This is a genomic window from Levilactobacillus sp. LN180102 (assembly GCF_050106635.1).
GTDB lineage: Bacteria > Bacillota > Bacilli > Lactobacillales > Lactobacillaceae > Levilactobacillus > Levilactobacillus brevis.
In genome coordinates, this window is record NZ_JBNIIX010000005.1 from 1 (window position 1) to 16,124 (window position 16,124).

Annotated in this window: 11 protein-coding genes and 1 pseudogene; 10 read left to right on the forward strand and 2 right to left on the reverse strand. The window is 46.6% G+C overall.

The features are described from left to right. Window positions 1-131 precede the first annotated feature (131 nt). The gene (locus ACP4IT_RS04430) at window positions 132-2,180 is read right to left on the reverse strand and encodes a hypothetical protein (RefSeq protein ID WP_128491715.1); all 2,049 of its coding nucleotides are present in this window, start codon (window positions 2,178-2,180) and stop codon (window positions 132-134) included. Between the two features lie 11 nt (window positions 2,181-2,191). Continuing rightward, a pseudogene (locus tag ACP4IT_RS04435) lies at window positions 2,192-3,206 on the reverse strand (glycosyltransferase family 2 protein). Window positions 3,207-3,692: 486 nt separating this feature from the next. Between ACP4IT_RS04435 and ACP4IT_RS04440 the strand changes: the two are divergent. From ACP4IT_RS04440 to spxB, 10 genes are all read left to right on the forward strand, one after another. After that, a complete protein-coding gene (locus tag ACP4IT_RS04440) occupies window positions 3,693-5,042 on the forward strand; it encodes a GH25 family lysozyme (RefSeq protein WP_087609264.1) in 1,350 nt (449 codons plus the stop codon). A gap of 12 nt (window positions 5,043-5,054) precedes the next feature. Continuing rightward, the gene (locus ACP4IT_RS04445; protein ID WP_087609265.1) at window positions 5,055-5,696 is read left to right on the forward strand and encodes a hypothetical protein; all 642 of its coding nucleotides are present in this window, start codon (window positions 5,055-5,057) and stop codon (window positions 5,694-5,696) included. Window positions 5,697-5,997: 301 nt separating this feature from the next. Continuing rightward, window positions 5,998-7,170 (forward strand): AI-2E family transporter, encoded by a 1,173-nt coding sequence (locus ACP4IT_RS04450; protein WP_011667100.1) that lies wholly within the window; start codon window positions 5,998-6,000, stop codon window positions 7,168-7,170. 168 nt (window positions 7,171-7,338) lie between these two features. Next, window positions 7,339-8,814, forward strand: coding sequence for an ABC transporter permease (locus ACP4IT_RS04455; RefSeq protein WP_128491717.1), 1,476 nt, complete (start codon window positions 7,339-7,341; stop codon window positions 8,812-8,814). Between the two features lie 12 nt (window positions 8,815-8,826). Continuing rightward, window positions 8,827-9,486, forward strand: a complete 660-nt coding sequence (locus ACP4IT_RS04460) for an ABC transporter ATP-binding protein (RefSeq protein ID WP_011667102.1) — start codon at window positions 8,827-8,829, stop codon at window positions 9,484-9,486. Between the two features lie 245 nt (window positions 9,487-9,731). Beyond that, window positions 9,732-11,369: an alpha-glucosidase gene (locus ACP4IT_RS04465; protein ID WP_011667103.1), complete on the forward strand. Its 1,638-nt coding sequence runs from the start codon at window positions 9,732-9,734 to the stop codon at window positions 11,367-11,369. A 274-nt stretch (window positions 11,370-11,643) separates the two neighbouring features. Further along, window positions 11,644-12,060 carry a MarR family winged helix-turn-helix transcriptional regulator gene (locus ACP4IT_RS04470; protein ID WP_042254107.1) on the forward strand — a complete coding sequence of 139 codons (417 nt, stop codon included), beginning with the start codon at window positions 11,644-11,646 and terminating at the stop codon, window positions 12,058-12,060. A 314-nt stretch (window positions 12,061-12,374) separates the two neighbouring features. Continuing rightward, window positions 12,375-13,127, forward strand: a complete 753-nt coding sequence (pnuC, locus tag ACP4IT_RS04475) for a nicotinamide riboside transporter PnuC (RefSeq protein WP_011667105.1) — start codon at window positions 12,375-12,377, stop codon at window positions 13,125-13,127. Window positions 13,128-13,211: 84 nt separating this feature from the next. Continuing rightward, window positions 13,212-14,129 carry a magnesium transporter CorA family protein gene (locus ACP4IT_RS04480; RefSeq protein ID WP_011667106.1) on the forward strand — a complete coding sequence of 306 codons (918 nt, stop codon included), beginning with the start codon at window positions 13,212-13,214 and terminating at the stop codon, window positions 14,127-14,129. A gap of 209 nt (window positions 14,130-14,338) precedes the next feature. Then, the gene (gene spxB, locus ACP4IT_RS04485) at window positions 14,339-16,099 is read left to right on the forward strand and encodes a pyruvate oxidase (protein ID WP_011667107.1); all 1,761 of its coding nucleotides are present in this window, start codon (window positions 14,339-14,341) and stop codon (window positions 16,097-16,099) included. Window positions 16,100-16,124 lie beyond the last annotated feature (25 nt).

Genomic DNA, 16,124 nt, shown 5'->3' on the forward strand with positions numbered 1-16,124 from the left:
TCCTTTGATTCGGTCCCACTGAGCATCTTCCAGTTCGTATCGTTTAGGTGTTGTCATCGGAATGCCTCGATTCGTTTTTCCTCAGATTATACCTGAATTTTTAGTTTTCAGACAGTCCCTAGTTAAAAATTTTAAATTTGACGTCGATACCAGTAGAAACGATCGACAATCAGCAGGCCACTGAGCCACATACCACCGAATAACAACCAGAATTTACCATTTGATAAGACGGGGGCCACACTTTGTTGTTGAACACGGAACTGAAGATACTGATTGGCGTGGCCGATGATTGCTTGGGGTAATAAACGATAGGTCGCTGGCGCGGTGACGAGCTGTAGTGGTTGGGTGCTACGATTGGTCACACTTAACGTGTAATGCCCTGCCATTTGGGGTGGGAAGTTCCAAGTTAAACGTGGTCGTTGTCCCCGCGATTGCCAGACCACTTTACCGTGAGCATCACGTAAGATTAACCGGCCCGTCAGTCGTCGCTGCCCCTGATTAATGATGATTTGATCGAAAGGAAGACTGGCAGTAAAGGGTTGTGTCAGTGTGTGATGGGGGGCAACCGTCAATCGGTGATTTTGGTAATACCGTCCCTCATTTTGACTAACGACACTGACCGGTTCGCTGTTAGAATGCACCATCAAACCGGCGTTTTGCCACGCCGCAATGCCTAAGAGCACCGTGAAGGCAGCACCAACACCTAGGGGTAACCAGCGTGATCGTAATGAATAACGCAAGACATTTACCGGTTGACGATAACCGGCGGCCGTACCAGCGAGTAGCAAGGGGAGTAGTGGGAGTGCATAGCGTTCTTCAGCCTCCCAGAAGATAATGTGAAAGCAGGCTAAGCCAATGAAAGCCAAGCCCCCCAATAGATAGGTAGCGGTTAAATGACATCGTCGAAGCTGCTGAATTCCCCAGCCTAGGTTGACCAAGAGGAGGGTTAGATAGGTGATTTGACACCAGCTGGCAAGAAACCAATCACTGGTGGCTCGGTGCTGGCGATACCAGTTAGGCGCCCGGTCAAAGGCGGGATTAACTTGAAAACTATCAAAGGTCCCATTGGCTAAAAAGAGTCGGGCCTTTTGATAGAGGTGCTCGCTAATGCCAGCTGGTCCTAACGTGTCCAGCCGGTGCGTTAGAGTGGTTTTAGCCCACGCTTGTTTAGCAGATTGTGTTGGCTGTTGGCGAATGTGCGTGACATCTGGCCGATTGTATTGCCCCGAATAGTCGGGATTCCAGCTCATGGCGACCCAGCTAAGTGCCGGTAAGGCCTGGTCGGGGTTAAGGCGATAACCGTTGGCCCGCTGCCAATTGTGAGTTAGTCCGGTGCCAGCAATTAAGGTTGCTAGCAAGATGAGGGTGAATAGGCACCGGGTGACACTTTGATGAGGCGCCTGATTTGGTCGGAGCCACAGAGTAAGCAAGGTGGCAATCAATAGGACGACCAGATTAGCTTTTAACAAGTAGGCGGCGACTAAAAAGAGACTGAGTAACAGACTACGGCCCACGATTTGTTGCCAGGTTTCAGCTTGCTGAAGCCGATAAAATGTCACGACGGCGAGCATGATTAAAGGCAAGACGTAGACATCAGTGTAGGTATTGAGCGCATACGCATAGAGTGGAACGGCCGTGATGACGAGACTTAAGAAGAGATTGGCACGGGCAGGATTATGTTGGCGCAAGACGTGCCACACAGCGACTAGACCACAGTCCAACCAGATAAACTGAATCAGATTAAGGGTTACGCCAGTTCCGAGATGCATGAGGGTACTTAATAGGAGCGTAAAGGTGACATTGTTGGGGTACGTATAGAAGTAGGCTGCCCAGTGATGGCTACCCTGTAGCAAATCCAAGGCCTGTTGGTGAACAAAGTACAGATCAGCTCGGGGAGCGGCCACCCATGCGGTGGCCACCCAGAGTTGAATGAGCAACAATAGCACCCACAGCCCGCCGGTTACCCACCAGTCAAACCGTTTTGGTAAGCGATGGAGGTAGCGAAATAACAGTCCGATGCCCCCTAAATACAGGCCACTGGCGATGATTAATGCGAGCGGTTTCAACCAATCATGATCTACGCGAATGGTGACTGGAAATAAGGCTAGTAACCAAGTTAGCAGTAACCCAAGGCTAATCAGCCCCCCTAAGCCAACCGTTAATGTGTGTCGAATTTTCATGAATAGACTCCTTAATAAATGTGGTGGTCTTCACTTGGACTTATCTTATCTGAATGCGATGAGGTAAATGCCGGTGAGTAGGTATCCGTCTGGATGATGAACCGCGGTCGGTGTTTAACTTCCGTAAACGTGCGACCAATATATTCACATGCTGATCGCAACCAGCTGGAACCCTCCCAGAAGCCAGAGTGAGGCCATAATGGATGACCACCCGGTTACAACCGTCCCATAAAGGTGACTGATCAAGATCCAGAGTAACACGAACAGTGATCCGCCACAAATGGTCAAACCAACGTATAGTACCGCGCGAATGGGCGCAATTGAAAATGAAAGAATGCCATCTAACGCAAAACGAAGCATCTTACGCAAGGGATATTTAGAGACACCAGCTTGACGAGGTTGGCGTTTGTAAAATAACTTCGTGGCAGGAAAGCCTAATTGCGGGATGAGCCCCCGAATAAAGGGGCGACTTTCTTGGCAACGCATGAGCTCGGTGACGACGCGATGAGTCAACAACCGAAAGTCAGAATGGTTGGGAATCAAGTTCACCCCTAGTTTTCCCATTAACCAGTAGAAGCTTTGGGCAGTGGTTCGTTTGAACCAAGTATCCGTGGAGCGGTCGTTGCGGACGCCGTAGACGATGTCATAACCGTCTTGCGCTTGGGCAATCATGGCTGGAATAATGGTTGGGTCATCTTGAAGATCGGCATCAATAGTGATAATGAGATCTGAATACTGATTGGCGACTTGCATGCCGGCCATCAGCGCTGCCTCCTGACCATAATTGCGACTGAACTGTAATCCGGTGAAGAGTGGATCTTGGTGGTGGAGCTGGGTGATGAGTGCCCAGGTCTGGTCTTGACTACCATCGTCCACAAATAGAAGTTTACTGTCAGTGGTGATTTGCTGATTGTCGATTAGGTGTTGAAGTAATGTTTGCAAGATAGGCGCGCTATTAGGCAACACCGGTTCTTCGTTGTAGCACGGCACAACGATTGTGAGCCGTGGTAGTTGATTGTTTTTCATGATAACGACCTCCCCATAAGTAGAGCATCCTGAAATTCCCCTAACTATTATCATAGGCCGATCTAACAGATGTGCATAAATCATGTATCAAACTTAAGGGATTCTTTCGGGAGATTAACTTTGCTTGATCTAACGGCTCTTTTTATGTCATTAAGATCCAGTTATTAGTCGGTTTGAGCAATTCTCATCAATGAAATGGGTCACCTGTATCACAAGGCCAAAGGGACTAGCTGATGAACTTTTAGACTGCCGTAAGATGTTAGTTATTGTTGATTTAACAGGCATTCCATTATAAATATAACTGTAAAATCCGGTAACTGAACTGCAATCGCCTTGTTACTGAATGCACACTTAAAAGGGCTATGGTAAGGAAGGTTTATGAAGCGAGGTGAATCAAACCGGAGGATGAGACCGGTGCTGGGGGCTAATCAGGGCATCGCAAGTGAGTAGGGGATCATCAATTTACGAAGAGGAAGTGCCAATCAGATGTTGCATCAACAACAGTGGGCCAAACGATTAACCCAAGCAGTGGTTGCCGCAAGTGCGCTTATCGGTCTTGCGTGGGGTAGCCAGTCAGTGGTCCATGCAAGCACCCTTGCCATTCCAGATATTTCTGAATGGCAAGGTAAGTTAACGTCAAGTCAGGTAGCCAACTTGAAGAGTCAAGTTTCTTTTGTGATTAACCGGCGGCAGTACGGATCGTCGTACCAAGATTTATATGCGACTAATAATACGGCGCTTTACGTGAAATATGGGATTCCGTTTGGTGAATATGACTATGCACGCTTCACGAGTGCCGCCAGCGCTAAGGCGGAGGCCAAAGACTTTTACAATCGGTCTAATAAAAATGCGCAATTCTACGTTCTGGATTTTGAAGAAAATGACGTCACTTCAGGGACCACTAACGCCGCTGTTAAGGCGTGGTATGAGGAAATGAGTGCTTTAACGAGTAAGAAGTTAATCTTCTATTCCTACCAATCATTTGCGACAAGTTATGCCAATACGGCGCGCCAGAACTTTGATGCGCAGTGGATTGCGAACTATTCTACGACGCCCACCATTTCCTATGCGCTTTGGCAATATACAGATAATAACTATCTATCAGCATTAGGTGAGTATACGGATAATAGTCAAGCAGTGACGTCAGTTCATCCTATTTCTTGGTGGATGGACAGTGTGACAACGGCATTATCACACGTCACTTACGCATACAGTAGTTATAAGGCTGGACAACATATCTACCTACATAAAGGGGCAACTAAATATGTGGATGGTACAGCAATCTCGACTGCGGATCGGCAGAAATTTTATGCCATTTCCAAAGTGAAGAGTTTGACCCAATCTAAATCAAAGCAGGCATTGTATATCAGTTCACTGGGCAAATGGGTTTTGTCACAGGATGCGACCGGCTTTTGGGTTGGTCAGCACGGCTCATATACGCTACGTCAAAAATTAAATATTTACTCGAACGCAGCATTGACGAAGAAAACAGGAAGTAGCTATGCTTCAGGCACTACTGTGGCAGGAACGGTCGTTAAGGCGCCAAGCGGTAAGTCTTATCGTATCAAGACCAGTAAGGGGTATATTTCTGCTAATACGCAGTACTCGAATCATGCTTACTATGAATCTCTAGGCTCGGCGAAGACCATTACAACCAAGAAAAAGGTGTATGAATATAGCAAATCAATATTCAAGCAAGCTAATCGGGCCTCGGCGGTGACTAAGGGAACCAAATTGACGGTTACGGCCGTTAAGAAACGGTCGACAGGGTCTCGCTACTTTGTCTTGAGTAATGGCAAATATGTTACGGCTTTGCAAAGCTATGTTACCGAATAGGGAGGTTAAACCATGCAACGAAAAACAAAAATCGTGACGGCAGTGACTGCCGCTCTAGCGATGTTAACATTGGGATCGGGGACAATCTTACAGATTCATGCGGCTAACGATGTCAGCTCAGTTGGGCAGACGGCTGCACCGACCACCGCGACGGCCGCTGGCACTAAATTGACGGCGACACGTGCCAGCGGTAATCAGCAGAATTATCGCGTGGCCTATACAGGAACCCGTGATCAATCAGCAACGTTTCAAAAGAAAACGTATGGGTCAACTAGTACCGCCGCTAGTCAGGTGGCCAACGTTGGTCACACAAATGGTGCTACGGTTAAATTGAATAGTGCGACCACCGCAGTTGTTCAGGGTACCATGGGCCACACCTACGTGCACTGGAACAAGGGTGATTGGTCAGTCACGGCAGTTACGAATAACGCGGATACGACTGGCACCCCGGCGCAATTTGCCAAGCAAGTCAATCGTCAATTGACGCGTGCGAGCTTACCGAGTCAGGCTAAAACTGGCGCGATTACGGTTTACAGTCAAGATGACGACGATCAGACGAACTCAGTGACGTGGCAACAGGGCAAACAGGTCTATCAGGTCAGTGGTACGACGGCTGCGGCCACCGTTAAGGTTGCACAGAATGCGGATAACTAGTTGAGAGAATGCAGTTAGGCTAGGCGACTTAACTGAAATAGGTGTTCGTGATTGTTTGCTGGTCACTTTTTGGCGGCAAGGCTGAGTCTGGGACAAAAGTCTCAGGCTCTTTGTGCGTTTCTGACTAGCTGACGTCGAAACGGGTACCAGCTAGTCGTCAGTTGTCCCACTCTTTTTTGTAATCTCCCCTAGTCAGAAACAGTTGGGAGCCGTAAACTAAGACTTAGTGACTAATTCTTGAGTCGTGTTGGAAAACCGATACTTATCAAGAGGAGAAAGTGATCAATTGGGAGGCGTCGCTGTGAAGAACTTGCGTCAACCAGAATCAGGCTTTTCCTGGTTCTATCAACGGTTTTTGAATAACCACATTACGATTCTGCTATTAAATATTTTTCTGTTATTGTTAGTGTTAAACGAACTAATGCAAAATGCGTGGCTTTTAGCCCCGGTCTGGCAATTTATTGGGATCGCCATGCCGGCTGTCGTGGTGGCCGGTATTCTCTTCTATGTATTGGATCCTTTGGTACACTTGATGGAACGGCGGTTACATTTACGACAGGGCCTCGCCATTGCGATCGCAATGATCGCAACCGCGGCAATTATTGTCATTATTTTTCTCAATCTGATTCCCTTTCTAACCAAGCAGACGACTGGGATCATTTCAGCGTTACCGCAGTTTGCCAATGATATGCTGCATAACTTGAATCACTTGAATCAGCAGCATCACTGGCTATCGAACAAGAATTTGGCGGATATTAATGAGCGTGTGTCAACGTATTTCTCTAAACGGGGGTTAAACTTGCTAACGGGAACGTTGAGTTCACTGGGTAATGTGGTCACCACAGTTAGTGACTGGATTATTACGATTATCACGGCCCCGCTAGTCTTGTTCTTCATGTTAAAGGATGGAACGCGGTTTCCACATTACATCAGTCAAGTCGTACCAACCGCCTATCGCAGTCGATTCGTGGTCATGTTAGACCAGATGAATGTGAAGGTGAGTTCCTATGTGCGTGGTCAATTAACGGTTGCCCTATGTGTGTTGATTATCTTCACAACTGGTTACTCAATTATTGGCCTACGGTATGCGCTGTTAATTGGTTTGCTAGCGGGACCATTGAATTTGATTCCGTACTTTGGTTCGGCGATCGCCTTAGTCCCAGCATTAATCATGGGGGTTGTGACCAGTCCATCGATGTTGTTGGGCGTTGTGATTGTTTATCTGATTGAATGGGTCTTAGAAACACAAGTCTTGTCACCGCTGATTATGGGAAATAGTCTGGCGATGCACCCGATTACCATTGTTTTTGTCCTGCTGGCTGGGGGCAAGATGTTCGGGTTAGTCGGGGTTATTTTCGGTGTACCCGGCTTTGCTGTTCTTAAGGTCTTAGCAACAACCGCTTTTCAGTGGTACCAGGAATATTCGGCACTGTATCCGGATGTTTTACCGCCGGATAAGTTGTCTCAGCCTTAACGGTTTATTAAGCGAGTTCAAAAATTTAAAATGGCGCTACCCTTTGGGCGGCGCCATTTTTTACGTGGATGGAGAAAAAGACGAGTGGTCTGAAATGATGAACTTTAAGTTTACGACAAGCCGGGTTTGGCATAATCGTTTACATGTTATGAAATGGAGGCGACCCTAATGAATTTTTTCAAACGGGCCTGGTTAAATGTATGGGCGAAGAAAGGCCGATCAATTCTGTTGATTTTGGTCTCATCGGCCATCCTAATGTTTGTCTTGACCGGTCTACTGATTCGCAGTGCAGCGGTTAAGGCTACCAATCAAGCCAAGGAAGAGGTTGGGGCAACTGTGACGCTGTCAGCCAATCGACAGGCGGCATTTAAGAAGATGCAAAGCAGTAGTTCGAGTAGCAAGTCTAGTCGGCCAAAGCTAACGTTGACGCCAGTGAAGTTGAGCGATGCGACGAAGATTGCTAAGCTCAGCAATATCAGTAGTTACAACGTTACGAGTAGTACCTCAGTTAATGCCTCATCCTATGATACGGTGTCGACCAGTAGTGGGATGGGTGGCAACAGTAGCAGTGGCGGTCCTGGTGGTGGCATGAAATCCTCGACCAGTTCAGGTGACACCCAGATCGATGGGGTCACGGCAACGAGCCTAACTAGCGTCTTTAGTGATAGCCAAAGTAAGATTACCAAGGGTCGTGGGATTACCACCGCCGATAAGAACACGAATCATGTAGTGGTTGAAAAGGAATTAGCGAGTCAAAATGACTTATCCGTTGGTGATACGATAACCGTTAAGAAAACTACGGGTAGCAAGTCTAAAGTGAAACTGAAAATTGTCGGGATTTATAAAGCAAGCGCTACTAGTTCGAGTAGCAGTCCGATGAGTACGGATACGTCAAATACAATGTACACCTCTTACACGTTGGCCAATACTTTCAAAGGTAATAAGTACGCTGGGACGGCGGATTCTGTGACCTTTAACGTGAAGAATCCAGCGAAAGTCAGCAGTGTGAAAACAGCTGGCAAAAAGCTAATTAATACCAGTAAGTATGCCCTAAGTACGGATGACTCTAGCTATCAAACAGTCAAGGCCTCAATGGATAACGTGGAAAGCTTTGCCAATAAGATTGTTTGGTTAGTCGCGATTGCTGGAACGATTATCTTGGCCTTGATTGTCATTTTGATGATCCGAGAACGCCGATTTGAAATCGGGGTGTTGCTGTCTCTTGGAGAAGCGCGCTGGAAGATTATCGCCCAATTCTTTACGGAAATGCTGATGGTGATTGTGATTGCCGTCGCGATTGCGGGCGCCGGTGGGAAATTTGTCGGTGATCAATTAGGGTCGCAACTGGTTTCGCAAAGTACCACGACGACGCAGACGTCAACCAGCAGTTCAACGGGACAACCCGGCGGTGGCGGTCAACCTGGCGGAAGCGGCAGTGGCATGAAGGGTGGCAACGGTGGCCCAGGTAACGTGGGACAATCTAGCAGCGCCACGAAGCAGGCCGATGCAGATCTCAATATCAGTGTCAGTGCGGTTGATTTGGCCGAACTGGGTGGCTTTGGCTTAGCCATTACATTCCTGTCAATTATGATCGCTTCGGGTGGTATTTTACGGCTAGAACCAAAGAAGGTACTTATTTCTTAAGGAGGCACGCACATGTTAAAAACTGAAGGTCTAGGCTATTGGTATCAGGATAAAGACCAACCGTTATTTCAAGACATTAACTTAGAGTTTTATATCGGGCAGTCCTACGCCATTCTTGGTCATTCCGGAACCGGGAAAACAACGTTTCTGTCGTTGATTGCCGGACTGGATAAACCCAAGGAAGGGGACATCTTGTTAGGAGATCGGTCTTTAAAAAAGATTGGCCTGACTAACTATCGGCGGAAAGATGTTTCGATTGTCTTTCAAGCCTATAACCTCTTTACCTACATGTCACCGTTAAATAATTTAATGACGGCGATGGCGATTACAGGCGCTAAACATGCCGGTGACAAGGTTTACGCAAAGCAAATTTTAAATGACTTCGGTATTAGTGAAGAATTAGCCTTGCGTAACGTGCAACACCTTTCCGGTGGGCAACAGCAACGGGTCGCAATTGCTCGCACCATGGCATGTGACGCCCAGTTGGTGGTTGCTGACGAGCCAACTGGAAACCTAGACGAAGACAATACCAGAGACGTGATTGCCCAATTTCAAAAGATTGCCCATGAACAGCAAAAGTGTGTGATTATTGTGACCCACGAACCAGATGTGGCCGATCAATGTGATCACCAATTCCGTTTGGAAAATAAGCAGTTTACGCAATTGGCTTAGTCTATCGATAAAAAGGGTTAGTCTCCTTCAGCTCTGAGGGGACTAACCCTTTTGTGATGTCGGGCTGCGAGTCGCTTATGGTTTTGTCTCCTATTAGGACTTTGCGGCGCTTTTTCAGGTGGAAACTAGATTTTTTGGGAAATCAGCCGACAAACGCTTAAAAACTTGTTACAATTGTATGCGAATACAATCGCGTAAAACCGCTAGGACAACCGGTTGCGATTTGAGACGAAAGGACGACAATCATGGCGGACACACAGTGGTGGCAACACGCAGTTGGATACCAAATTTATCCACGGAGCTTTTTTGACAGTAACCACGACGGTGTGGGCGATCTGCCAGGGATTTTAACTAAAATTGATTATTTACAGTCACTCGGAATTGATTTCGTCTGGCTGTCAGCGTTTTACCCCTCTGGAAATGTGGATAGTGGATATGACGTTACGAATTATCGCGATGTGGCATCCCAATATGGAACACTAGCGGACTTTGATCGGTTAGTGACAGCCTTTCACGAGGCGGGGATTAAGGTGGTCATTGATCTGGCGTTGAATCATACCTCAGATCAACATCCGTGGTTCCAAGCGGCTTTAGCCGATCCGCAGGGTCCTTATCGTGATTACTATCTATGGCAACCGGCAACCGCAACCGTCCAGCCAAACAATTGGCAATCTGTTTTTGGCGATTCGGCGTGGACTTATGTGGCTGATCAACAGGCCGCTTATCTCCACACCTTTGCGGCTGAACAGCCTGACTTAAATTGGAGAAACCCAGCCGTTCGTCATGAAATGGTACAGATTATACAGTGGTGGGCTGATCGTGGTGTTGATGGGTTTCGTTTCGCTGGTGTTACACATCTTAAGAAGCGCACGGATTTTGCTGATGTGACGCCAGCTACCGCGTATTACGAAGATGTGGCGGATACGGTCACGTTACTAGCGGATTTAAAACCCGTATTGGTGAAAAATCACTTATTGGCCATCGGTGAGGCCGGGGGAATTGACCCCAGTACCGCACAACGCTGGCTAGATCCGGCAACCGGTTTTTTTGACTTGCTGTTAGAATTTGACCATGTTCATTTCTGGGAACAGGCCACGCCTAAGCTCCCAGTTGCGGCGCTACGGGCGACTTTATCTAGGTGGCAGCAAAGTCTTGAAGGAACCGGGTGGAATACACTGTTTATTGAAAATCATGATCTCCCGCGGGCCGTTTCTTATTATGGTAACGATCAAGGTGAGTATCGACGCCGATCGGCTAAAGCGTTGGGAATGTTGTACCTATTGATGAAAGGGACACCGTTCATTTACCAAGGTCAGGAATTAGGCTTACCTAATGCTGGCTTTACCAAAATTGCGGATTATCGTGATTTAGATAGCCGGCGTTATTATCAGCGACAACGTGCTGCCGGTGTGGCTGAGCCACAGATTCTTTCACAATTGGCATTGCGGAGCCGGGATAACGCGCGGACGCCAATGCCGTGGACACATCAGCAGTATGGCGGCTTTTCCGATCATGAGCCCTGGCTCCAGATGGCCCCTGGTGTAGCGCAAATTAATGTTGAGCGTGAAAGTCACGATCCACATGCGGTACTTCCATTCTATCAGCAGCTCATTCGGATAAAAAAATCAGTACCAGCACTGCGATCAGGACGATATGAACTGATAGATACAGGAGATAATCAGCTGTACGTCTATCGTCGTACCCTGAATGGGGATAACTGGTTGGTCGTGGTCAATATGAGTGATCAGCCAGCAACTACTCAAAATTTTGACTTAACAACTAGCGAGTTGATTTTAACCAACCTACCAGTTGATGCGGCTTCTGATGATAGGCAGATCCAGCCTTGGGAGGCCCGATTATATCATTGGCGGCGATTAGAATAGGCTGAAATCGGGGCTATTCATCGGTGGCCTGAAATGTCTACGGGGTGAGAAATTTTCTCTCCCCATTTTTATACCGTAAACTTTTCTTAAATAAACGTTTTGGCTTGCATTTTATACGGTTCTTCATTATTATTAAATGTATAGATATTTCTACGGGGTCAACGATTTTGCATATTGCTAAATGTGTTAATTATCTTGCCGGTTAGTAAATGATAAGGATATGATGAGAATGAAGAGTAGGGACGTACATGCGGAGAGTTTTTTTGAGTCCTTTATGGAACTTAAGCGTGAATTAGAAAAGGCAGCAACTCGGTTTCAGCGAACAATGGGAATTTCAGTGGATCAATATGCCATTCTCCACAACATCTTAGAAAATCCCGGTAAGTTAACGTCCGCAACAGTTGCAGATAGTCGTGGGATTTCTCGAGCGGCGGTGTCGCGGGGAATTTCCCAACTGATTCGGCGCGGATACGTGGAACAGAGTTATAAGAGTACTGATCGACGGGTTCGGCCGTTATCGTTGACGACAAGTGGCAAACAACTGGAAATTGATTGTCATGAGGCGTTAGAAAAAGCCGCACGAGTAATGAGTACAGCACAATTAGCTACTGATCATGAGACCATCACAGTAGGTGAATTGACGCAAATGTTAGCCGCGTTGACCACCAAAGATGATACTGAGGTCGATTAACAATTGAGATTAGACAGAAAAGAGGTGTGCCCGCGGGTACACCTCTTTTTGCTTTGCCGCCAAAATAAATAAAGTGTGCGGATATATGCGCCAGCAACACGTTGTTTCACGACTGGCTTAATTGAATTGAAAGCGCTTTATGTGCAATTTTTCGGTGTGAAACAATATTCTACAATGGCGGCAATGTCAGTAAAAATCATGCTATAATCATTTCCGTTGTCCAAAAAGGACACCACAATATATTGTGTTATAGACTCGCTTATCGATAAGCTCGTACTAAATATAGAAAAATAAAATTAAGGGAGTTTATCGCAATGACCCATTATCTACAATTTTTGTCCCACCAACTTAAAGGGTGGCCGCAGCAAAACTATTATCTTTTTTTCTTCAGTCTGGGTTGTCAGGTGATGACATTAGTTAATGCTCCCATCACATGGTTGACATGTTTAACGTTTGTGGGCACGACTTTAGGTGTTTTGTGCGTGTTAGCCATTAATGCTGCCAAGTCAGTCAATGGCTGGCTTGGCGTCATATCTGCAATTTGTTTTGTGGTGACCGGCTTGGCTGCTAAAAATTATTTGAGTATTTTCGAACAAATTGCCTATGTGATCACCTTGGATATTCCAGTATTACTTAGTGCGAGCTGGAATGTAAATATGGCTGCTAAGATTCGTCGATTCACTGGTCGGAGTTGGGTTATAGCGGTATCGGCGACTTTGATAATTTATCTGGTATCCGGCTGGGCCATTGGCACGTTTACAGATGATCCACGGCCATGGGTTGACGCGATCAGTTTTGCCATTAGTTTAACCGCAGGGGTTATTTGTTTCTTACGGTTTAACAATCAATATGTGTGGTGGATTGCTTCTGGTTTAGCGCAAATGGTTTTATGGTTTATTTCGTTCCGCCAAGGCTCCGCGACGCTAGCTATGTTCATTAATAGCTCGATATATTTGATGAATGATGTGCTGGCTTTCACCATTTCGCCTTGGTACAATGCCAAAGAACGGCAGCGATTGATTAAGCAAGAAGCGATCTATGCGACTGAGGTTGCTCACGTGCACTAGGCCAAATATTTTCAACATTATCGGGCGAATTTCATTCGTAGACGTGGTACACTTAATCTACTAATGAAGAGAAGAGGAACGTCCATGATTGTTGAACATAAGATTGGGGCCGGGGATCAAGACCTCATCTGGGTCATGGCGATGATTGAAGAAGACTCAGACCGGGAAGACTTGCAGGTTAAGTACGGACTGACTGATGAGATTTTGACCTATGTAACCGATGAAAACGAGCGATCACACTATGATCGGGATGAGTATTTAAATACGCAATTGTTTATTCTGCACGTACCGGTCGTTGTTGATCAGGTCGCACAACGTTATATTACACGGCCGGTGGCTTTCTTGTTGAAGGGGAACCGTGTATTTTCAATTACGACGAAGCGGACCCAGTGGGTGAATCAGACGTTGAGCGAGCGGATGAAATTAACGCAGATTTCAGACACCAACGAATTCATGTTGATTGGCCTATTTATTTTATTTGACCAATTTATTCCGCCAATTCGGAAAATTAATGCGGAACAGAATCGGTTGGATAAGCAACTAAATCAAGCATCAGATAATAAAGATCTGATTGCATTGTCCAATCTACAGCAGAGTCTGGCTTATTTCGTCAGCGCCACGCGGAACAATGCGATGATGGTGGTTAACCTCAGCAGTACGCCGTTCGGCAAACAATTGTCAGATAAGAATGCGGAACATTTGGCGGATGCTGTCATTGAAGCGCGCCAGACTTCCGAAATGACATCGATTGAAGCTGACGTGGTCGATCGTATTTCCAACACATTTAATAATGTTCTAAATAATAACTTGAACGATACTATGAAATTTCTCACAATCTGGTCGTTGGTGCTCACGATTCCAACGATCATTACGGGATTCTATGGCATGAACGTGCGCTTGCCCTTTGCTAGTGATGCCATTTCGTGGATTTTTACGGTATTGCTCATGCTTGGATTAATGGGGATCGTGGCAATAATGTTACGCCATCGCCATTTTTGGTAAAAGTCAGACGGTTGCGGTCGCCTTTTGGGGTGCTGCAGTCGTCTTTTTTGATGAGATATTGAAAGCGTGAACAAATTCACTAACAAAAAGTAAGTAAAAACACTGGCATTCTGATTTAAAAGGAGCTATGATAACGACAATCAATCATTACGGGGCGCAATAGTAGTCGTATGTGACCCGCCATATGAACTTAAAGGAGCGCGATTGACATGACAAAGATGATTGCTGGACAAGCCTTAGTTAAAGTACTGGAAGCGTGGGATATTGACCACATTTATGGAATTCCGGGTGGATCGATTAATCACACCGTGGAAGGACTTTATTTGGAAAAAGAGCACATCAACTATATTCAGGTCCGTCATGAAGAAGTTGGCGCACTGGCAGCCGCGGCTGATGCCAAGTTTACGGGAAAGATCGGTGTGGCTTTCGGTTCAGCTGGGCCTGGTGCGACCCATCTATTTAACGGCTTATACGATGCTAAGATGGATCATGTGCCAATGTTGGCCATTGTAGGCCAAGTTCCCCAATCAACCATGAACACGAACTATTTCCAGGAAATGGATGAAACGCCAATGTTTAGTGATGTAGCGGTTTACAACCGAACGGCAACAACAGCAGAACAGTTGCCATATGTCATTAATCAAGCGATTCGGGAAGCCTACCGGCAAAAGGGACCAGCCGTTGTCATTATTCCGGAAGACTTATCGGCCACAGAGATTGATTATGAACCCGTTAAGACGCCTAATGTAGTGGCGAATACTTTTACTCAAGTTGTTGATCCGCAAGCGGTTAAGGCAACGCTGGAGTTACTAAAAGCGGCTAAACATCCGTTAATCTATGCTGGTCGAGGGTTATTAGGTGCCCGGGCTGAACTGGTTAAGTTCAGTGAACAATTTAATATTCCCGTCATTAATACGGTTCCTGCAACTGGTGTGATTCCAACCAATCATCCGAATGCGTTGGGAACGTTTGGCCGCTTGGGCTCCAAGTCAGGCTTTGAGGCCCTACAGCACACGGATTTAATCTTATTCCTCGGGTCCGAATTTCCTTTCGCCCAGTTCTGGCCAAAAGATATTAAAATTATTCAAGTTAATAACAGTGCCTTTGATATTGGCAAAGTGGTACCGATTGATTATGCAGTCATTAGCGATGCGAAGAGTTACTTGCAAGCCATGATTGCGACTGGTGAAACGTTACCCGAAACCACTTGGTTAACCGCTAACCGGCAAAATAAGCAAAACTGGCAGGCGTGGTTGGCTCAATTGGCTGCTGATGATAGTCAGGGATTGGCACCAGAAGCCGTCACAAAGAAGATTGCTGAACTAGCAGGTCCTAAGGATACCTATGGTGTTGATACCGGGAACGTCTCTGAATGGGCGGTCCGGGGACTACCGATGGATCAAGACCAGCGTTTTGCCATTTCGGGACTCTTTGCCACAATGGGTTATGGCTTACCAGCTGGGATGGCTGGCGCGTTAAGCGTTCCGGATGCCCAAGCTTGGTCACTATCTGGTGATGGGGGCTTTGCAATGGTGGCACCGGATATTATTACCGAAGCCCGTTATGGCTTGCCAGTTATCAACGTGGTCTTCAGTAACCAGCGGTTTGGCTTTATCTACCGTGAACAAGTGGATACGAAACAACACCTGTATGGGGTCGATCTAACAGATGCTGATTGGGCTAAGGTTGCTGAAGGCTTGGGTGGTATTGGCTTCACCGTTACGAACAACCAAGAAGTGGCCCAAGTCTTTGACCAGATTAAGGCGTTGCAAGCCCAAGGAAACCGCAAGCCAATTGTGGTCAACGCGGTTATTAAAAATGATGACCCTATTGGAACGGCCTTTATGCCACTCGATCCACAACTCTATGGTGAAGAGACGGTCGCTGCCTATGCTAAGGAAAATCATATTGATCGGCAGCAGCAACCAGCATTGGGAGAGCTTCTCCGGGCACAAGGCGACACGCTTTAAACGTTAAAGATGAAACAGGCGTTAT